The organism is Mucilaginibacter sp. McL0603 (genome assembly GCF_049992945.1).
Taxonomy (GTDB): Bacteria; Bacteroidota; Bacteroidia; order Sphingobacteriales; family Sphingobacteriaceae; genus Mucilaginibacter.
Map to the genome: position 1 here is coordinate 4,548,727 of NZ_CP188251.1, position 19,977 is coordinate 4,568,703.

Sequence of the window (19,977 nt, forward strand, 5' to 3'; positions counted from 1 at the left end):
AGGCATCAGTATTTTCAGATTTTGTTACAATTAATTTATTTGTGAACCGGCGGGGGAACATTTTCCTGCAGGGGAACTTGTTTCTTAAGCATTTTACCGGCATAGCCCGTCAGGTATAAATAATAATCATTCGGGATACCGTCCTCATAAGTAACAAAAGTGCTTAATCCAACTGGTGGATTTTTTGATGCTTTAAGGATGGCTGTGCCCTCGTCCACCTCATCAAACATGGCTACATACAGCATATCGGCACCGCTTTTGATGGCTCCCGTAATTTGTTTCCAGTAAAAATGGCCCTTATTGCGTGGGATTTGGTTCTGCGGGCTGTGGGGGTTCATATTATGCCAGCTAAACCCTGGAAAAACAGTGGGTACATATTCAAGCTTATTTGCTTTGCACCAGTCAATATCATCGGCAATACGGCTTTGAAATGCGGGGTATGCGGTTTCATTAAACCTTCCCACAAACCAGGGATGGACAATATCCACCTTGCGCAACAGATCATGCAGGTGCGGTTCTTTTTCGGTATCGCTCCCAAAATCGCGCCAGTAAGTCGGTACCCCAAGTAACACGGCGCATCCGCCATAAACAGGATCATTTTTTAAAAAATCAATAATCCGCTCCGCTTCTGCCAGTCTATATTTGCGGTTATCGTTAAAGCCAACACCCCATACCGCGATCAGCGGTTTGCCATTATGATACAACCAGGTTTGATTGTTGCCGCGATTGGTTAATCGCATACTATCCACAAGGTGCTTCCAGTCTTTGATTACCAGGGAATCGCCGCCGGCCCTCATGCCCGAAAGGTCATACATCAGTGAAATTGCCCTGTGGTATTTTTGTGCCGATTTGAGCGCATTGCCCAAAACCACGTCGTTATGATGACGACCGGCTCCGCGCTGCACATCAGCAATAAAACGCTGTACAAAAACACCGTCAACCCCGTATTCCTGCATCCATTTAAAGTGAGTATCAGTGGATGATGCATCATACGAGCTATACAGGTAAGCATCACTGCCATCGGCCAGCTTAAAGGGTGATTTGTAAGTTTTTTTATACTCGCTTACGTCAGGCCAGATATCTATGTTGGTACTACCCGGTTCAAATTTGCCATGAGAGAGGTAATGGTTCCAGCCACGGTTACCGCCATCACCGGGTGCATTGAACCAGCCCTGGTAACCGGCCATTACAAGGCCCTTATAACTTTTAAATGCGGATGTTTTACTGTGCTTTTGCTGGCCATATCCAACAGCGCATAGCAGTAGCAGCAAGATGCTAAAAACTTGTTTTTTCATCAGGATAAATTTTATATGTGTTTGTTTTTTTGTTTAGATCAGATGCCCCAGTTTTTATTGGGCTTCGGGCCCATTTCAAGTTCAAGTTCTCCACCGGATATCAGTTGCTCATGTGTAAACCATGGTTTATTTAAAACCTGGCCATTAAACTTAGCACTCTGAATATATTTATTGATCACCGAACAATTATGCGCAACCATTTTAAACTGTTTTCCATTGGACAGATTGATAGTGACCTTACTGAAAACAGGACTGCCAATGGTATAAACAGGCTTACCAGGCGTAACAGGATAAAATCCCATTGAGGAGAAAACCACAAAGGCCGACATGCCCCCACCATCCTCGTCGCCGGGGATACCGAAAATGTTGTCTTTGTACCACACATCAAGCAAAAAACGTACACGTTTTTGGGTTTTCCAGGGGGCTCCTGCGTAGTTATACAGGTATGGGATATGGAAGCTGGGCTCGTTACCCATGGAATACTGACCTACCAAACCGGTAGCATCAGGAAATTTAGCCCAAAACTCATATTTGCTGCGATCAAGGCCTTCACGGAATGTTTGGTCGAGCTTGTTCTGGAAACTATTATTGCCGCCCATTAAATTGATCAGGCCGCTGATATCATGCTGAACCTGCCACAGGTAGGTCCAGCCGTTATTTTCATCATAATAATCGCGCCCGCCCAGGCCGCCATCAAATTTAGGATCGATATCGATCCAGTTGCCATCTTTATCCTTGGGAATGAACATCTTTTTATCGTCGTTCCACAGGTTTTTGTAATTGGTGGCGCGCCTTGCAAACAGGGCCTGATCATTTGGTTTATCCAATTCGGCTGCTAACTGGCCAACTGCCCAATCATCATAGCTGCCACCGAGCGTTACTGCAACAGCTTGTCTTTTCTCGAAAGAATGCACCAGGCTTACAGTCTCTTTTTCTCCCTTTTGCAGCGCAGGGAAATAACCCTTGGTATAATAAAAATCATCAAGCTCGCATTTAGGGCCGTTCTTCCATGGCAGCATAGTGGCCTGGGTTGCATTTTTCAGAACACCTTCGTAGGCTTTGTTTATATCAAAACCACGAATCCCCTTACGGTAATCATCCAGGAACATAACTGTAGAGTGGAAACCGTTCATGCACGGGTTATCACCAAACAAAACCGGGAAAGTAGGCATCCATCCGCTTTGCTCGTACATGTCTACATAGGAGTTTAACATATCCGACTCCATAGCCGGGTTTAATATAGTTCTTAACGGATGTAGCGCCAGGTAGGTGTCCCAAACCCAATCGTCAACATAAAATGGTCTTGTGCTTTCATGTATTTTTTTATCGTAGCCGCTATAGTAATGCCCGTCTTCATTGATGTTCACCATACGCTCATTGCTGCGGTATAGTGCGGTATAAAAGGAGCGGCGCTGTGCTTCTGTGCCGCCTTCTATCCCGATTTGGTTAACCACTTTTGCCCAGGCGTTTTTAGCAGCGTGCGTTAAAGCAGCAAAATCAACCCCGGTAAACTCGTTTTTGTAGTTCTGCTTTGCCTGCTCGGGGCTTATATAAGATATAGCATACCTAAACTCAATAACGTCCGGTGTGCCGACTGTAAACGTAATATACGACTTAGCACTTTTACCGTCTATCGAGATTTGTTTTGATAACGTATTGTTATTAATCACACCTGCCGTTCCTTTTGCATTGAATTGCCCATACACATAAATTTTAATATCATCATGGTAGGTCTCCATGCCGGTAATCTCATTGCCGCCTGTAAAGCTCCATTTTGCCTCGCCATTGTTATACACGTTGAAAAGGAGGCTTTTAGCAACACTTTTAGCCGGAAAAGAAAACCGGTACATGCCCACTTTTTTGCCAGGGGTAAACTCAACGGTTATGTCCTTATCAATCAGGTAAGTTGAATAGTACCAGGGGCGGGTAACTTCAAGATCATGGTCGTAAGGCATTTTTTGATCCCAAGAGCCAGGCGTAAGCGGTGAGTTGTCGGGTTTTATCGCGAAAACTTCTCCCAGCCTATGTGAGACCATATTCAAAGGGAAACTGGAGATCTGATCATCAATATAGTCAGCCCTTTTGGGATACATCCTGATCATCTGATTGGGCAGGTGCATGGTTGGCCGTGTTGGTTCCAATAGTTGTCCTACATTACCAATGCGGGGATCAATATAGCTCAGATTACCATCGGTACTTTGTGCAACGCATTTATTTGCCACGGTAATACTTATCAAAGTGCAGAAAACGACCGGCTTTAGCAACCGGAAAACAGAAATAACCATTTGTTGAAATTTATAATTGGTTTACAGCTCCAAAATTGCCTGTAAAGCTTAATGAACTATTAATATTTGATTAATAGGGAAAGAAAATGATGTTTGTAACAAAATTATTCAAGAATTGAATTAAAATCCCTTTCAAAGGTTTCTCCATAAATGGCTTTGTACTCTTTATTGAAATTCTCGAAAGCGTTTTTCGCCAGGGAATGTTTTCCGATATGTGCCAGAGCTTTGCATTTTATGATCATAGCGTCCTCGTTAACCGGGTCAAAATAGAAAATATCATTGGCCAGTTTTATTAAAAACTCCGGATCATCAGCTATTTGGATGCTGTTTGCAAATAGAATGTATGAGTCAATTATTTCGTTAGACACTTCTGACTTGAAAGTATCAAGCCATTCATATTCAATATTTGATAAAAAATTACCCCTTTGGGTAATGTGGGTAAGCAGTATTATTTTTTCTTTATTGAGTTTGGTCTTATTTGATACAATATTCAAATAGCTATGATAATCAACCCGTATGTAGCTGTAATCGATTTCGATTTTCCAATAGCCGGTATCTTTTGATAAATGGCAGTATCCCATTTTATCAAGCAGCGATTTGAGCTTTGCAATATTAACCGAACGATTGTTACGCGCACTTTTTTCTGATTTATCAAACCAAAGTATCTCATTCAGTTTTTCGGAGCTTACCCCCCTATCCAGCTTTACCGAATACATTAAAATAACCAGGAACAATTCTTTTAGCAGCGGTGTAAAATATTTAGTGATCTCCTGCCCATCAGGTGTAAAAAGCTGAAGATCGCCAAATAAGAAAATAGCGTTCTTGTTGACATCCCTGTAATGATCGTCGCCGTCTGCTAACAGACCTTGTTCGATAGGATTAATATTCACGGGCACTTCTTCGGCAGATTTTGGTGCCCCTTGAACCGGTACCGCTACTTTTTTATTACGCCAATAAATCAACAGATAGCCGGCAAGCGCCAGTGCAACTGTGCACCCAATCGTAATCCACAGGAAATAATTTATAGGAGCAATTTCTGCGATCTGATTAGTTAAAGGCTCGGGCGGGCTCAGCAGCGAATATATCTTGATCCTTGTTTGCTGATCTTCTTTAAAAAGAGTAACAGCCAGGAATTTGCCACTATGGGGGAAATAACACAGATCGGCATAGGAGCGCCTGTCATGAAACAGGTAAGGAATGGTGTCCCCCACCAAATGATACACTCCTTTATCAAGTGACCCGCTTATGAGCTGAAGATTTGAATTAAATTTATGCTGAGGGAAAATAAGGCCGTAGTATGATTTGTCTTTCCCATTTATTACCAAAGAGTTGGCAAATACAAAGTCCTCATTTTTTACATCAATATTGAACAGCTTTTTAAACGTTTTATCTTTAACCGTAAAACGCATCATATCATACAGGTTACGCGGGTTTACTATCTGCTGGCCAGATGCGCTGCCGTATCCGCCGATAACATAAACCGTGTCGCCGTTTGCATTGGAGCCCAACCCGGCCAGGTAGCGGGGAGTAAATACATCTCCTTTACCCTTAATATTTTGCCAGGTATTGGTAATTACATTGTAACGTTTGATACTGTCTTTATATACCAGCTGTCCATATCCACCAATGGTATATATGGAACTATCTGTTTTACAAAAAAACTTATTCAGATGACCATTATTGGTTTCCGGGTTTTTGAAAGCCTTGTTCCATCGCTGATCTTTAATATCATAAGTGGCTATGACCTTCTGGTCTATATAAAGATAATACAGTTTGTCGTTGCTGAACAACGCCTGGTCGCCTGGCACTAATGGTTGCCTTCCCGAACGGTAAGCTACGCTTTTTAACTGTGGCGTTTTATTTAATGAGAATGTAACCAACGAGTCCGGTGAAATGATGTAGACCATTTCGTTTGCGGCATCGAAGGCCAGGCTGGCATCGCCGGGTACTGTAAATTCCTTTTCCATTTGCCAGTTACGATGGCGTGCCTTTATCCATAAAGGATTTTTCACCATTCCGTTATTCTGATGCACTGTTTCATTGGCCACAGTGCCCTGCCATTCGTCAAGCGGCCAGTTGGATAATAGTTTGTTGCCTTGCAAAACACTAATATCCCTTAATTTCATGGGAGGAAGATCGGTGGTTTGAAACTGGCGGTAAGAGTTTGCACCAAACAGTAATTTGTAGTTGGTGTTTTGCTTCAGATGAAGACCGGATTCTGAAAATGATTCACGGCCAGAAAATACGGTGAGCTTATCGTTCTTATAGTCTATCAATATCCTCAGCCTGTTCCAGTGTTCAAATAATAACTTGTCATCAATATTGAACGATATTTTTGAAAGCTGCTCACCTATAATTATTTTGAAATGCCTGATATTGGCTTGGTTATCATATACTAAATCGATGTTTTGCTTGTCATCGCCAATAAGCCTTAATATGTAACCGAAGTAAATTTCGTGATTGGGAATAAAGGAAAGATCAAAAGAGACTTCGAGGTTATCTTTTGGAGATATGTTGTCCAGGCCCAGATCTAATGTAGTACGCTTATCCTGTACTACCTCGTGACTATTAAAACCAAGCCCATATGATTGCGCATTGACTGGCAATATGAAAAGGACATTCAATAAAATAGCCGCGACTACACCCAATAAAAAAAATCTCATGTCGATAAGTACACCCCCAAGCATTATACCTCAAGTATCTGCTCTGTAATTTATAATTTTAGGCCAAAAAACAAGAACCCTGTTTAGGTAACTGCAATGGCTAAATTACAATAAAACAGTTTACATTTCAAAAAATTGCAGCACGATATAAGCAATAACGCAATGAAAGTGAGCTAAGCAATTGGTATTAATTTAATAAATATTGATACCATTTTAACCACTAAAATACAAACTATTCAGGGTATTTGGTATCCTGTTGCATTTAAAATAAACTCAACAATCGGTGCAGGATTGGGCAAACTGTGCGGATGGTGCTTAAAACCAGGCTTATGTATAACCGTTATCGATCCATTAAGTGCTTTTACCTCCTGTTCAAACAAAAGCGTATTTTTTGAAGGATCGACCGCTTCGTCCTCATCTGCCAAAATGTGGAGCATGGGATAACCGCCTTTTACTATCTGTGGTATTTTATCTATCGGACTTGCTTTTAAGGCGCCTATCTGCCCGGCGCTTGTTAAATGATAATCCTGTTTAAGTATGGCAGTATCCGGCCAAAAACGCAGGTCAAGCAAAGCATTATCAGCATAAACACAGGCTACCTTGTCCGGGTTTACAGCCGCCCAATTGTAAATGTAGATACCACCCCGGCTCATGCCTTCAAGTACAGCTTTTTTACCTAAACCGGCATTGTTGAGCATTTTGTAAAAATTATTCCAGTGGCTTATCGCTTCATTATTGCCAAGCAATTCGGCAACATCGCAATAGACAATATGGAAACCACGTTCGAGCAAAGCGATGTCAGTTTGTGGCTCGTGACCCCAAAATCGCGCCCTCCACACCCACGGATGCCCTACAGCCGCCCATTTGGGTTTGGCCACTTTACAATCCCTCCCGTCAATAGTAAATTCGGCACAGGGATAGCCATAAAAAGAACTCACTTTATAGGGCTGCTCTATTTTGTTAAAAATATCAAAGCTGATATCTTTTGGCTGGATGATCACATCATACAATCTTTTGGCAGTCATTGCAGTCCCTTCCAGATCTGGATGGATCTTGTCTGGCATCCAGCTTTCATGGTTAAGGAACATGGAGTGCATATCGATCACCTCCAGGTGTTCATCATAAGCTACACGCCTGATGCGGGGGATAATATCATTAACGATTACCTTATCATTTATCTGGTTGGTATCTGTTAAAAACGAAGGTATTGGCAACAGCAGCACAATGCGTGGATGCGATGGCAGATGCACCAAAGATTGAATCATTTCATGATAATCCTGTTCATATTCATTTAAATGAACACGGTTTATCAGTTTGCTGTCATTACCCCCGAGGTCAATAAACACGATATCAGGCCGACTTTGCAATGCCTGCTGCCAGGCCTGTGTATTCCAGTAAGACAGGTCGCCTTTATGCAGCATCGTGGCGCTGCTTACGCCAAAGTTGCTGACCACATAATTATTCCCCAATAATTTTTGCAGTTGCGCCGGGTATGATTGCGTTAAAGGGTCTTTAAGTCCATATCCGTAGGTGATGCTTGCCCCGATACAAGTTACTCTTGTACCTGCTTTTAACTGTATAACAATGCATAAGCTTAAAAGTAAACTTAAAATAAATTTCATAAGGTCAGTTCTTTTTAGTCATATCTATAATATCAGCAAGGCGGCTCGCGGGTGTTACCTTTAGATTAGTAAGCTTTCCCTTTTCCACCTTACCCTCTACAGTCGTGTTGTATGGGGCATTAAGTTTAAAAACGGCATCCCAGCCGACGGGCCAGGCGGGCAAAAGCATTATCTTTTTGCCATCTACCTGCATCAGCATTTGCTGCAGGCCATTCTCGCCGTTACCGCCGTTATCTTCGTCGGGACTATAATCATTTCCTTTATCCCAAAAAGCAGGGAATTTAAAATGAGGATCTTTACGGGTTAAGGCAAAACTCACATAGTCTTTAGCCACATCAGCATCCCCTATCATGGCCGCCTGAATAGGGTCCTGAACCCAGCAACCTTTTGCACGCTGTTTACGCGCATTAAAGGTATTTACAGCCACATCCAGGCCGGGCTTACCCAAACCATAAAGCCTGAAAGGATATATGGCATATAGTTCGGGGTTTTCGCTGTTGAATGATTTTGCAGTTTGGGGGCCGGTATAAGGTAAAAGCACAGTTTTACCATTAGTATTTTCCATTGGCAAAGGTGGCAGCTCATTATAGAGTTTTTGCCATTGCGATCGCGTTTTTTCATCAACCATACTGGTAGGTAATGCCATCATCCGGCTAAGTACGGCATGCAAACCGGCAATATCGGGTGCGGGATTATGTACTTTCCAGAACATTTCAATAGAATTATCCGGGTCAAGTAAAAGCTTACCGGTACTGTCGCGGGTAAAATGCTGATCAAAAAATTGTAATCCGGCTGCAGCCACCGGCTGCATAGTTTTCCTCGCAAAAACTGTATCACCAGTATATTCATAATAGTCGAGCATCATCATGCTCAGCTCCAGTATTGGCGTAAAGTAGTGGTTGGTATAATTGGCCTTTACATCAGGACCCATAAAGTTGAGCCCGCCCCAAAAAGGAGCAGTCTCTGCAAAGTAAGCGCCACCATGATGATAATATTGCTGAACCTGGGCTTCGTTAGCGGGTAATATATTGGCATACATGTTGAATAATGGCAGCATCATATCAAAATCGCCGGCCATGAGCCGTGGCCAATACATTGGCCGGGTGTTCTGGAACCAATACTGTCCGCCCCACGCACGGAAATCAGCATTTTCATTTTTTGCCGGGTTATCCACTACAAAAATAGACCCGTTGAATTTTATTGGATATACCCCTCTGCCTGCGCATGCCGTAACAAAACGCTGTAAAACATAACCCTGCGTAACTTTATTGGCAAGCGTATCGCCATGTATAAATACCCAACTGCGCTGCCAAAACTGTTTCCACCATTGCTGATGGGCGATATATGTTTGCTCTGGCTTAAGCTTTTCAAGCTTACTTACCTGCGGCTCAAGTTTATCAAGCCATTGTTGGCCGCTGCCTGCAACAGATGTTAAGGGATAAATAGAGATACGCTGGGCAGTAACCGATTTTGCAGACTGCATGGTCACATTGTCCTGATTAATTAATCCATGACCTTTGATCATGGCGCCAAAGGTCAAATTGGCCAGGTGCGGATCAGTTGTTGCTGAATTATGGTGATACCAGGCTACACGGTTTTTTTGATCATTTAAAACTGTATCTGTTAAACCGGCGCGCCAGTTTTCGAGCTTTACCTTTACGGTGACGGGGCTGGCGCTTTTAGTTTCTACCTGTATTACCGGGTGATTGGCATCAACCCAAACCCGGAAATTAACCGCAGAGTTCCCTAGCCCTTCCTGCACTAATATTTCACCATCTTTAAGCTTCAGTATTTGTTTGAAGACCGAACTTTTAACCAGGGGATTGGGACTTACTGACACCCGGATGGCTCCCAGTTTCATCAGTACACCGCCTTGCCTCATCCACTCATCTTTTTGGGCGTCAAGTTCGCCGCCCCAGGCATCGGTTTTACTGATATAAAAAACAAGGTCGCCATTTTTTTCAACCCATACATTAAGCCCAATATCCCCATTGCCCAATGGCATAGATTGTGCCGAACCCGGGCCGGGTACATCCCATTGAACATTATAACTATCAAGCAGGGTATAAATTGGCTGCTGGTACGTGAATTTGTTTACCGGCTTTGCTAAACTGCCGTAAGCTACTGTCATAAACAATAAAATAGCTGCTGCTAACTGTGGTACTTTTCTAGTCATGGTTTGTACAGATGATCGTCTAAAACTAAACAACAATATAGCTCAACCGGGAATAGTTAAACCCTAAGCCGCAATTTTATCATGAGTATCTTTCGATGCTGAATGAATCAGGTTGTTTAATTGATGATACAAATAAATTGGCAGGACTTAATAAAAGATTAAAAAAAAATTAACCGCGAAACTACCAGAATTTTAAAACCATATTTTGGCTATATGATCCTAAAGAACCTTTTAAAGAATGGTTCAGGAAGAGCTTTCTAAATGGCCTTGCAGATCATTACTTGCTAAACTATCAGCTGGTTCCCCTTTCAAGGCCTTAATGCACTTAAATTATAATAGAAGTGTCATACAAAATTATAAAAAAAATAAATAGTATTATAATTGACCATCAAATATATAACTTTATTCATCAATTATAAAAAATATGAATTCTGCATCTTCATTTTCTTTAGTAGAGTATGGTTATAGGAGAGTTATTATTACAATTACGGCTGTTTTTTGTGCCCTGCTCGAAATCATTGATACGACGATAGTAAATGTGGCGATCAATGACATGCGCGGTAATCTTGGGGCCACCCTGAACGAGATCAGCTGGGTAATTACCGCCTACTCATTGGGAAACGTTATCATTGTACCAATGACCAGCTGGCTTTCCCAGCAATTTGGCCGGCGGAATTACTTTGCCGCTTCAGTAATTGTTTTTACAGTCTGTTCCTTTCTATGCGGAAACGCTACTTCTATCTGGGAGTTGGTGATTTTTCGTTTTATACAGGGTTTAGGCGGAGGGGCCTTATTGGTAACTTCCCAAACCATTATTACAGAAAGCTGGCCAACCGAAAAAAGAGCCATGGCCCAGGCTATTTACACGCTTGGGGTCATTATGGGTCCTACGCTTGGCCCCACACTCGGCGGTTACATCGTAGATAATTATTCCTGGCCCTTTATCTTTTACATCAATATCCCTGTTGGAATAGTTGCAACATTGCTTACATTGAGCTTTGTAAGAAGCCCCAAGTACGAAGAAAAGCGGCCGGTAAGCCAGGTAGACTGGTTGGGAATTGCATTATTAACCATTGGGATTTCGTCTTTGCAATACGTTTTAGAAAAAGGGCAGGAAGATGACTGGTACAGCAGTAAAACAATCATTGTACTTACGGCGACCGCTACATTAGGTATCTTAACATTTATATGGCGGGAACTCTCGTATGCATATCCTATTGTTAACTTGCGGGTCTTAAAAAACCCCAATTTAAGGATAGGGATAATGCTATCCTTCATTTTGGGTTTTGGACTTTACGGAGCATCTTTTGTCCTTCCCTTATTCACGCAATCACTGCTTGGCTGGACAGCGATGCAGGCAGGCATGCTTCAACTTCCAACCACCATATTTGTGATGTTCATGCTGCCGTTGATTGGGAAGCTGATACAAATGGGTGTGCCCCAAAAGTATTTGATAGCAATTGGTTTAACGATATTTTTCATCTACAGCATGTACGCATCTTCCATACTCACACTTGAAACCAGCAGCGGGAATTTCTTCTGGATCCTTATGGTGCGTGGCTTGGGTTTGGGCTTATTATCAGTACCTGTCAGTACGATGGCCTTATCTACCTTAAAGGGACAGGAAATTGGGCAGGGAGCAGCCTTTTCAGGCATGATGCGCCAGTTGGGCGGATCTTTTGGTGTAGCGCTTATCTCGACATTTGTTTACCGGCAAACACAAGTTCACCGGAATGTACTGATAACTCATTTACCTTCCTACGATCTGAATGTACAACAGCGTGTAGCTCAATTAGCTGCACACGTACAGCACCAAAGTGGCTTAGATAGTTTAACATCACGGCAAACCGCTTATACTATGCTTGACAGATCCGTAAACACTCAGGCTACCCTGCTTTCTTACACAGATGTTTTTTTATGGATTGGCGTCATGTTCCTGATTTTTGTCCCTGTAGTACTCATATTTGTCGCAAAAAGTAAAAATAAAATCAGCCTCGCTGATGCAGCTCATTAGGGAAACAGGATAACTTTATTATTTATAACCTTGTTATCCTATAAAATCAATCTGTTAATTTTTTAATACTGATTGAATTTTTATATTATTTTCGTAGTTGATCTAAACGATGTATTAATTTTCAAAGGCGGCCCGCTAAATCCGCCTGAATAGTGTAGCATTGAAATGGTTAAATTTGATAATTCATGATAACACAGGAAAAAAATAAAACCAATACCGAGCTTGCAGTAGAACTTGCCTATTTAATGCAGGAGCTGAGAAATTTCACGAGAAAATATATTCAGAAAAAGATAAAGGACCATGGTATCAATCTCACTTATGAAATGCTGGAAGTAATGGGTATCCTATGGAGAAAAGATGGCTTAAATCAGCAGGAAATCGCTGACAGGACTTTAAGGGATAAATCCAGTATGACCTATTTATTGGATAACCTGATCAAACGTAAGATGGTAAAACGGTTGGCTGATAAAAATGACAGGCGAAATAAGCTGATTTTCTTAACGAAGGAAGGGCTAACCTTAAAGGAGATCTTGCATCCCTGGGTAGCAGAAGTTTATGGGCTGGCTTCAGAGGAAATTGCCTGTGAAGATTTGCAAAATGGGGTGTCACTCATCAGCAGAATGGTGAGTAATTTAAAAAAAGAATAAAAAAATTTGCCATAAAGGTTGTATACTTGATTATCTATTTATTGACTAATTATTTGTATATTTATAGTGCTATGGAAATTGGTAAAAAATCCATAAAGAGGCTATGGATTAAGCTTATTGGTTTTTTCGAACGGGAAATGGTTTTCACGCTTTGGTTTTGGCTTGCTGCCTTTTTAATCGCCCTTGTAATGAGATTATTGAGGTTAGGTAAACATTAGCTTGCTCATCTAAATCTCAATGAAATAAAAAGTAAAACTGATAAACAAAGATTAAAATGAATACATTACTTATACCCATTGACTTTTCAGATACGTCCGGAAATGTTATCCGCTACGCAACAGACTTTGTGAAGGATGTTCCTGTTGAAAGGATCATACTTTTGAAATCATATTACACTTCTATGGCTGCACAATTGCTGCCTTCGGCGGATTTTGTACAGATGGATGCACAAGAAATAAGTGATGAAAGGCAAAAAATCGAAAGCAATGTAAAATTTATCGCCCATAAATTACTAAGGAAGTGCAGCTCTTCTGTCAGAGTAGAATCAGGCATCAGTGACCTCCCATTGTTAAGGGCCATTCATGAGGCAATAGATGCCGAACGACCAGACCTGATCATGATTGGAAGCGATCATAGCTCCAGGGAGGGTCACAGCCCTATTGGGGAACAAGTGATCAGTATTAGCAAAACGAGTACGGTTCCGGTATTGATTATTCCTGCAGGCCTGCACTACCAAAATATCAAACAGGCTTTGGTCCCCTGCGATTTTGCCGCTGTTTCCAGATTGGCCATTTTAAAAGGACTACAGTCATCACAACAATGGCTGCATCCTAAATTAATTGTTTTAAATGTAGATCCCGGAAAGATAAACAGTACACATGAAGAAGAAAATACCGGTGCGCTTAAAGAGATGCTCGAAAGCTACTCTTACCGGGTTCACTATTCCGAAGACAAAAATGTTGTTCACGGAATTCTTGATTTTAGTGAACACAATGAAGTTCAACTTATTATAGCTCTACCGGGTCATTATAGCTTCTTCAGTAATTTAACTCATAAAAGTATTACCAATGCCCTTGCAGTAAATGCTAATCAGCCGATTTTGATCCTCAAATAAATAACAGATTAATGAAATTAAATCATTCGATATGATTAATCATGAGTTCAATAAAGTAAAAGTAGCTGACGGTTCTGAAATTGACTTGTATGCAGCCTTTCCTGACCGTCGTGGTAATTTTCCTGCTGCTATTCTTTTGCAGGAAACTTTTGGCATTTCGGAACATTTACGTGATGTTGCTGAAGCGTTTCGCAAAAAAGGTTATGCCGTTGTAGCGCCTGATCTTTATGGCCGGATTACAGCAAGGCTCAGCGCTAATCAAATTGTAAAACCTACTATCCTTCCTCAATATGCTGTCTTTATAAAAAATGGTTTAGCAGCCGATATAAAAGCATCTTACAATTGGCTATTGCAGCAAGATAAAGTAATAAAGGACAAAATCGGTTGTGCCGGATTTTTTTCAGACGGCAGGGTTTCTTTTCTGGCAGACACAGTACTGCCGCATTTAGCGGCGGCGGCCTACTTTAAAAATGGCATAGGAGGTTTTACGGGCAATGCACCCAGCCTGGATCGCATCATGCTTTTTTATGGTAACGAACCTGAAATACAATCAACCCATAATAAGGTTTATGATCAGGTTAACGCTTTAAAACATACGCATCATAAGCATGTCTACGAATATATCGCTGATGATAATAATCAATCCCGTAAGGAACATTCCGTTTATTCATCATTTGCTGCTAAAAAAGATTGGGCCCTGACCTTATCCTTTTTCAAGGACCGTTTAAAATGATGGCCAAATTTTAAATTATAGGCAATTTGCAGCTAGTCCTAATATGTAGCACATAAAAAAGCGGGGATCTCTAATCAGGGATCTCCGCTTTTTCTTTTCAAAGAAGATTAACATCAATCTTTAATGATTACAGAAACATTTACGCTCATGCCGGGGCGCAGTTTTGCCATGGTTTCCTTATCTGCAAGGATCTTTATTTTAACTGGGACCCGCTGAACAACTTTTACAAAGTTACCGGTCGCATTGTCTGGTGGCAGCAAAGAAAACTTAGCACCTGTGGCGGGAGAAAAATTAAAAACGGAACCCGATAGCTTTAGATCAGGATAAGAATCAACCTCAATTTCTACTTTTTGCCCGTTTCGGATCTTATCCAACTGTGTTTCCTTAAAATTTGCGGTAATGTAAGTACTGTTATCATTTACAATAGAAAATAAGGTCTGGCCAGGCTGGACCAGCTGACCTACCTGAACGCTTTTTTTGGAGGCCAATCCACTTGCGGGCGCCTTAATGGCGGTATAAGAAAGCTGAAGTTTCGCGTAGTTAACATCTACCTGCCTTTGTGATACACCTGTATGCGTAACATTTAACTGGTTGCGGGTTGTTCCAACGTGTTCAAGAGCCGCCTGGTACTGATCCTGGGCTGCATTGTAATTTGCCTGAGCGACCTCAAGATCAGACTTTACCTGGTCAAATTGCTGCTGTGTAATGGAACCGTCCTTCACCAGGTTGGCATAACGCTGGTAATCTTTAGTAACCTTGTCCAGCCTTGCAGCTGCAGATGTTACCTGAGCCTTTGCACTGGAGGAACTGGCGGTATTAGCAGAAATTTCCGACTGGCCAACATTGATACTTGCGCTTGCCCCGGTTTCAGCCGCTAAAGCCTGCTCAAGCCTGATCTTATAATCTTTGTCATCAATCTGTACCAGCACCTGGTCCCTGTTAACATGGGTGTTCTCCTGGAAATAAATACTATCTACATAGCCGCCAACGCGTGCTACAACAGGGCTGATGTCCCCATCAATCTGTGCATCATCGGTGTCAACGTGTTTACCGTAATAAATGTATTCCTTTATTCCGAAAAAGATACCTCCTATAAGTATAATTCCAAGGATTATAGGTAATATCCTGTTCGGTTTGTTGGGTGGTGTTTCTTGTTCCTGTGTCATTGTCTTGGAGTTATTTTTATTGTTTATTAAGTTTTCCGGTTGATTTTAGTAAGGTATAATAAGCAAGTCCTGCATCAGCTTTAGCCAGTTCTAAGTTGATCTGTGCCTGGTATAGTAGTATTTCGGCATCTGCCCGGTCTGTTGCCGAAGCTATATTGCTTTTATATTTCGATTCGAGGATCTTATCATTCTCACTTGCCTGGTCTATGGAAGTTTGAAGCAGTTTAATTTTATTTAAGGCCGTGGTATAATTTTCATAGCTCGTGTTAACATCATTACGGATATTGTCAGCAGTAATCCCCTGGTTAATGCTCACCTGTTCGCGTTGGATCTTAGCCTCGCTCACTTTGTTCTTGTTGGTCCATAGCGATGAGAAATTCCAGCCAAAAGTTAAACCTACCGTTACCGGGGTAATGTAATTGCCTGATTTAGGCAATGGGTTGGCAGCAAGATCTGCATAGTAACCGCTGGCCGCGGCAGAAAGCGTAGGAAGCCGATTTGCCCTGATGCTTTTTATATTGGTTTCAGCCACTTTTGACTGTAATTGCAATTGTTGAACCTCCTGACGGCTAAGCATTGCAGTATCAATATAACTACTCAAAGAATTAACCTGGCGATCGGCTTCCCGGATCTGGTTGATGCTAATTTGAGTGGTTTCCGGCAGCCCAAGCAAAATATCAAGATTAAAATTGATGATCTTTCTATTGTTTTCCAGATCGATGCCGTTTAATTCTACGTTGGCATATTGCAATTGAAAGCGGAGCACATCATTTTTGGTAACCAGGCCCTGATCAAAGAAACGTTGGGATTGTTTAATCTGCTGATCAATAGAACTCAAATTTTGGGCGACTACTTTTTTGCTCTGCAATACTTTATACAGGTTATAAAATGAACTGATCACATCATAGGTAATCTGATCTTTATCCTTGTCCGCGTCTAATCTGGAAACTTGTGTCAACAGTTTAGTAGACTCCTGGGCATACTTATACTTGCCACCTGCAAAAATGACCTCATTCAATGAGACAGTGCCTAAGTACAGATTTGTGTTTTTAGGTATGGAAATCGTTGAACCTCCAAATGCCAGGCTATTAACCGGTGTTTCAGCACGGTAATAAGTCAACCCTGCGCTTCCGGTAGGCAATGCCTTATCCTTTGCCTGATTATATTGGGATACAGCCTGATCTATTTTACTTTGTGAAAGTTTAAGGATCTTGCTGTTTTCAATTCCAAGTTTAACAGCTTCATCAAGCGTAAGGGTTTTTTCCTGTGCGAAGACGTTTGTACAAATGATTAAGCTGGTTACAATTAACGCAGTAGCGGATCGGTAAAAGGGTGGTGCTATTTTTTTAAATAGCTTTCGGGTAACGGGTTTATTTGTTTGTGTAATCATGATCTTTCACTAAGTAAGCTTTCAATAATGTTATTATAAAGGTCTTTACCCTGGGCTTGACTTCTTCTGCCAGAAATTTATCCGTAATGTCGTTGCCGAATAATAGCGAGGAAAGCTGTGGTGTATTTATGACAAAGGTTCTTATTCCAAATATCGTTGCTGCCACCATTTCAGGGTCAGCATAGGCATGAAAATCTCCGGTCTTAATGCCCTCTATTAATATTTTTTTAAACTCCAGGATGTTGATCATAAACATATCCGTAAGCTTATCCGTAAGACTCCATTTTTTCCCGGATGAAATTTCCCGGTTAATTAGTTTTTGAATACGGCTGTTAACAATAAACCTGTCAACAAAAGTATCGATGCAAGTCTCCATCTTACCCCATGACGAGAGTGTGTCACAATTGCCTACATTTTGGAGTAAACTTTTAAGCGAGGAAATCTTCCGTTCAAAAACTGCTAAAAACAATCCTTCCTTTGAACCAAAATAATAGTGCAGCATTGCAATATTTACATCAGCTTTACCAGCGATAGCCCGTGTCGATGCTCTCTCAAATCCCAATTCTGAAAACATCCTTTCAGCAACATCCAGGATATGGTCCTTCTTTTCCTTTCTTTCTTCCATATATTCCTTCCTCACAGGCGTTAGATCACTGGTTTGTGATTAACTATCTGCCAGGTGCTTTTTAAAATTTGTATCCTATCCATAGTATTCTTCAGCTAATTTTTAAGATAGGAAAGGACCGTATTCTTATAGGCATTCTTTTGTAGTTCCAGCCTGATATGTTTAAAAATCTCTAATGGCCCTTCGGTAGCAAACAAATTGACCACCCATGAGGGCACGGAACCGCCCGGATTTACATGCACCATATATTCAACCCTGATTTGATCAGTACCTAATGGTGTGATCGTCCATTTACCGATAGATTCATTTATCCTGACTACACCCTTTTTTATGGGTACCAACCCCGGTACAGCCGGTGCGTCTATGGTTATTATCTTTGTATCAGGGTCTTGGGAAACTTTTAAATGAACTACAAGATCCCTGTTACTTGCAGGCCATGGTACACTGATCTCCAGGTAATAATAAAGTTCTGAGGGGGATACCTGACTAATCATTTTACAGGACTTAACATGGTAAACCCAATCTGGCGATGTCTTTATATCCATCAGCAATGCAACCAGTTCTGAGGCTGTAGCGTTATATTCGCCTACAGCCTTTATGGCCTTAATTTTTGAATCCGGGACAACTTCAGCGTAAACCTTTATGCCTTCCTTTTCAGTCTTTAATTTCCATTCATTTTGCCCTAATAAAGGATGAACCTTGATTACCAAAAGAAGTGCTATAATGAATAGTTTATACATCTTATTGGAATAGTTATGTAAAGCGGCCTGTATACTGCTACGTTAATTTTTATTGTTATTTAAACCCAAAAATACAAAACATTTATAATAGTATGAATATTGACTATCAAGTCTATAACTTTTATACATTCCTATGATAATTGATCTGCGGCCAGCAAATAAATTGAGCGGCAGGCGTATATCAGGCTATCACTTTATACCGAAGGAATGCTGTTTTTATGGGGCTTAATGTCTTCAAGCTCTTCTGTTCTGCCTTTTATCCTTTGTGCCAGCCGCAGGCTCTGATCGGCGGTAAAATATTTATAAACCCAGTTAATGAAAATCTGAACCTTATTTTTAACCCCCAGTATCAGAAAAAGATGCAGAAACATCCAGATCAGCCATGCTAATCTTCCCTTTATGTGCATCTTTGGATTAGTAAGATCAACGACCGCTTTACGTTTACCAATTGTTGCCATGACCCCGCGATTAACAAATTCGAAAGGGATCATTGATTGATTATTCATCAGGCGTTTAATATTTTTTGCCAGGTGCTTTGCCTGGCTGCCGGCGACACTGGCAAGCTGGGGATGACCTTTGGGGTAAAGTGGCGTCTCCATATAGGCAATATCACCAATAGCGCATATATTCCAGTATTTTAAAACATTGTTAAACCGGTCTACTTTGATGCGGTTTCCCCTGGCCATACTTTCCGGCTCTATTCCCTTTGGCAGCACTCCTTTAACCCCGGCTGCCCAGATCACTGTTTTTACATGCAGCAGATTACCATCATCCAAAAGCAACTCATGACCATTAAATTCCAGTACACCAGTACCAAGCTTTAATATTACGCCCATTTCTTCCAGGTAGTTTTTGGCGTCCTGACCCGATCTTTCACTCATCGCTGCCAGTGGTCTGCTGCTGTGGTCAAGCAGATAGATATTCATCAGGTTTAGGTTAAGATCAGGATAATCATTGGGGAGTATATTCTTTTTCATTTCGGCTAGAGCGCCAGCCAGTTCAACCCCCGTAGGGCCTGCACCTACAATTGCGATACTCATGATCGTTTCCTGATCAGCCCTGTTCGTTAAATCCAGCGCATCTTCAAAATTATTAATGATCCTGTTCATTAGTCTAAGCGCTTCAAGGGTAGATTTCATTGGAAAGGCCAGCGATTTGATTTGCTGGTTCCCGAAAAAATTAGTTTCCGTACCGGTTGCTATAATCAGCCGGTCATAAGAATATTCGGAATTATCTGAAATCACCATATTTTTCTCCGGAATGATTTCCAATACTTCGGTTATCCTTATCCGCACATTTTTACTATGTTGAAATATTTTACGCAGCGGGAATGAGGTATTGGTGGCTTCAATACTCGCCGTTGCTACCTGGTAAAATAAAGGCTGAAATTGATGGAATGTCAATTTATCCAATAACAGGATATCTATACCCGCTATATTATTTAATTCACGAGTCAGCTTTAAACCAGCAAATCCTCCTCCAATGATAATAAGTTTCATACTTTTTA

At 41.3% G+C, this 19,977-nt stretch carries 14 protein-coding genes; 4 read left to right on the forward strand and 10 right to left on the reverse strand.

Annotated elements, in window-relative coordinates:
- Positions 1 to 35 precede the first annotated feature (35 nt).
- The 5 genes from ACPPVU_RS20845 to ACPPVU_RS20865 form a co-directional block, all read right to left on the reverse strand.
- Positions 36 to 1,295 (reverse strand): glycoside hydrolase family 71/99-like protein, encoded by a 1,260-nt coding sequence (locus ACPPVU_RS20845; protein WP_426668667.1) that lies wholly within the window; start codon positions 1,293 to 1,295, stop codon positions 36 to 38.
- A 38-nt stretch (positions 1,296 to 1,333) separates the two neighbouring features.
- On the reverse strand, positions 1,334 to 3,580 hold the full coding sequence (locus ACPPVU_RS20850) for a GH92 family glycosyl hydrolase (protein WP_426668668.1): 2,247 nt from the start codon (positions 3,578 to 3,580) through the stop codon (positions 1,334 to 1,336).
- Between the two features lie 104 nt (positions 3,581 to 3,684).
- A complete protein-coding gene (locus ACPPVU_RS20855; protein WP_426668669.1) occupies positions 3,685 to 6,243 on the reverse strand; it encodes a galactose oxidase in 2,559 nt (852 codons plus the stop codon).
- Between the two features lie 236 nt (positions 6,244 to 6,479).
- The gene (locus ACPPVU_RS20860; RefSeq protein ID WP_426668670.1) at positions 6,480 to 7,865 is read right to left on the reverse strand and encodes a GDSL-type esterase/lipase family protein; all 1,386 of its coding nucleotides are present in this window, start codon (positions 7,863 to 7,865) and stop codon (positions 6,480 to 6,482) included.
- Between the two features lie 4 nt (positions 7,866 to 7,869).
- Positions 7,870 to 10,041 carry a DUF5703 domain-containing protein gene (locus tag ACPPVU_RS20865; protein ID WP_426668671.1) on the reverse strand — a complete coding sequence of 724 codons (2,172 nt, stop codon included), beginning with the start codon at positions 10,039 to 10,041 and terminating at the stop codon, positions 7,870 to 7,872.
- Between the two features lie 424 nt (positions 10,042 to 10,465).
- Between ACPPVU_RS20865 and ACPPVU_RS20870 the strand changes: the two genes are divergently transcribed.
- The 4 genes from ACPPVU_RS20870 (at position 10,466) to ACPPVU_RS20885 (ending at position 14,549) form a co-directional block, all read left to right on the forward strand.
- A complete protein-coding gene (locus tag ACPPVU_RS20870) occupies positions 10,466 to 12,055 on the forward strand; it encodes a DHA2 family efflux MFS transporter permease subunit (RefSeq protein ID WP_426668672.1) in 1,590 nt (529 codons plus the stop codon).
- A gap of 185 nt (positions 12,056 to 12,240) precedes the next feature.
- Positions 12,241 to 12,702 carry a MarR family winged helix-turn-helix transcriptional regulator gene (locus ACPPVU_RS20875; RefSeq protein WP_426668673.1) on the forward strand — a complete coding sequence of 154 codons (462 nt, stop codon included), beginning with the start codon at positions 12,241 to 12,243 and terminating at the stop codon, positions 12,700 to 12,702.
- Between the two features lie 274 nt (positions 12,703 to 12,976).
- Positions 12,977 to 13,816, forward strand: coding sequence for a universal stress protein (locus tag ACPPVU_RS20880; protein WP_426668674.1), 840 nt, complete (start codon positions 12,977 to 12,979; stop codon positions 13,814 to 13,816).
- Positions 13,817 to 13,847: 31 nt separating this feature from the next.
- Positions 13,848 to 14,549 carry a dienelactone hydrolase family protein gene (locus ACPPVU_RS20885; protein WP_426668675.1) on the forward strand — a complete coding sequence of 234 codons (702 nt, stop codon included), beginning with the start codon at positions 13,848 to 13,850 and terminating at the stop codon, positions 14,547 to 14,549.
- Positions 14,550 to 14,662: 113 nt separating this feature from the next.
- On the opposite strand, the gene ACPPVU_RS20890 is transcribed toward ACPPVU_RS20885, so the two are convergent.
- The 5 genes from ACPPVU_RS20890 to ACPPVU_RS20910 all read right to left on the reverse strand — a co-directional run bounded on the left by ACPPVU_RS20890 (position 14,663) and on the right by ACPPVU_RS20910 (position 19,969).
- Complete coding sequence (locus ACPPVU_RS20890) at positions 14,663 to 15,715, reverse strand: HlyD family secretion protein (RefSeq protein ID WP_426668676.1); 1,053 nt, start codon at positions 15,713 to 15,715, stop codon at positions 14,663 to 14,665.
- Positions 15,716 to 15,731: 16 nt separating this feature from the next.
- A complete protein-coding gene (locus tag ACPPVU_RS20895; RefSeq protein ID WP_426668677.1) occupies positions 15,732 to 17,105 on the reverse strand; it encodes a TolC family protein in 1,374 nt (457 codons plus the stop codon).
- On the reverse strand, positions 17,086 to 17,745 hold the full coding sequence (locus tag ACPPVU_RS20900; RefSeq protein ID WP_426668678.1) for a TetR/AcrR family transcriptional regulator: 660 nt from the start codon (positions 17,743 to 17,745) through the stop codon (positions 17,086 to 17,088). Before ACPPVU_RS20900 ends, ACPPVU_RS20895 begins: the two co-directional genes overlap by 20 nt.
- A gap of 80 nt (positions 17,746 to 17,825) precedes the next feature.
- Positions 17,826 to 18,470: an START domain-containing protein gene (locus ACPPVU_RS20905; protein ID WP_426668679.1), complete on the reverse strand. Its 645-nt coding sequence runs from the start codon at positions 18,468 to 18,470 to the stop codon at positions 17,826 to 17,828.
- Between the two features lie 194 nt (positions 18,471 to 18,664).
- Positions 18,665 to 19,969: an NAD(P)/FAD-dependent oxidoreductase gene (locus tag ACPPVU_RS20910; RefSeq protein ID WP_426668680.1), complete on the reverse strand. Its 1,305-nt coding sequence runs from the start codon at positions 19,967 to 19,969 to the stop codon at positions 18,665 to 18,667.
- Positions 19,970 to 19,977 lie beyond the last annotated feature (8 nt).

Bases quoted from the DNA above. Each gene is read 5' to 3' on its own strand.
- ACPPVU_RS20845 (WP_426668667.1), bottom strand. From the start codon at position 1,295: ATGAAAAAACAAGTTTTTAGCATCTTGCTGCTACTGCTATGCGCTGTT.
- ACPPVU_RS20850 (WP_426668668.1), bottom strand. From the start codon at position 3,580: ATGGTTATTTCTGTTTTCCGGTTGCTAAAGCCGGTCGTTTTCTGCACT.
- ACPPVU_RS20855 (WP_426668669.1), bottom strand. From the start codon at position 6,243: ATGAGATTTTTTTTATTGGGTGTAGTCGCGGCTATTTTATTGAATGTC.
- ACPPVU_RS20860 (WP_426668670.1), bottom strand. From the start codon at position 7,865: ATGAAATTTATTTTAAGTTTACTTTTAAGCTTATGCATTGTTATACAG.
- ACPPVU_RS20865 (WP_426668671.1), bottom strand. From the start codon at position 10,041: ATGACTAGAAAAGTACCACAGTTAGCAGCAGCTATTTTATTGTTTATG.
- ACPPVU_RS20870 (WP_426668672.1), top strand. From the start codon at position 10,466: ATGAATTCTGCATCTTCATTTTCTTTAGTAGAGTATGGTTATAGGAGA.
- ACPPVU_RS20875 (WP_426668673.1), top strand. From the start codon at position 12,241: ATGATAACACAGGAAAAAAATAAAACCAATACCGAGCTTGCAGTAGAA.
- ACPPVU_RS20880 (WP_426668674.1), top strand. From the start codon at position 12,977: ATGAATACATTACTTATACCCATTGACTTTTCAGATACGTCCGGAAAT.
- ACPPVU_RS20885 (WP_426668675.1), top strand. From the start codon at position 13,848: ATGATTAATCATGAGTTCAATAAAGTAAAAGTAGCTGACGGTTCTGAA.
- ACPPVU_RS20890 (WP_426668676.1), bottom strand. From the start codon at position 15,715: ATGACACAGGAACAAGAAACACCACCCAACAAACCGAACAGGATATTA.
- ACPPVU_RS20895 (WP_426668677.1), bottom strand. From the start codon at position 17,105: ATGATTACACAAACAAATAAACCCGTTACCCGAAAGCTATTTAAAAAA.
- ACPPVU_RS20905 (WP_426668679.1), bottom strand. From the start codon at position 18,470: ATGTATAAACTATTCATTATAGCACTTCTTTTGGTAATCAAGGTTCAT.
- ACPPVU_RS20910 (WP_426668680.1), bottom strand. From the start codon at position 19,969: ATGAAACTTATTATCATTGGAGGAGGATTTGCTGGTTTAAAGCTGACT.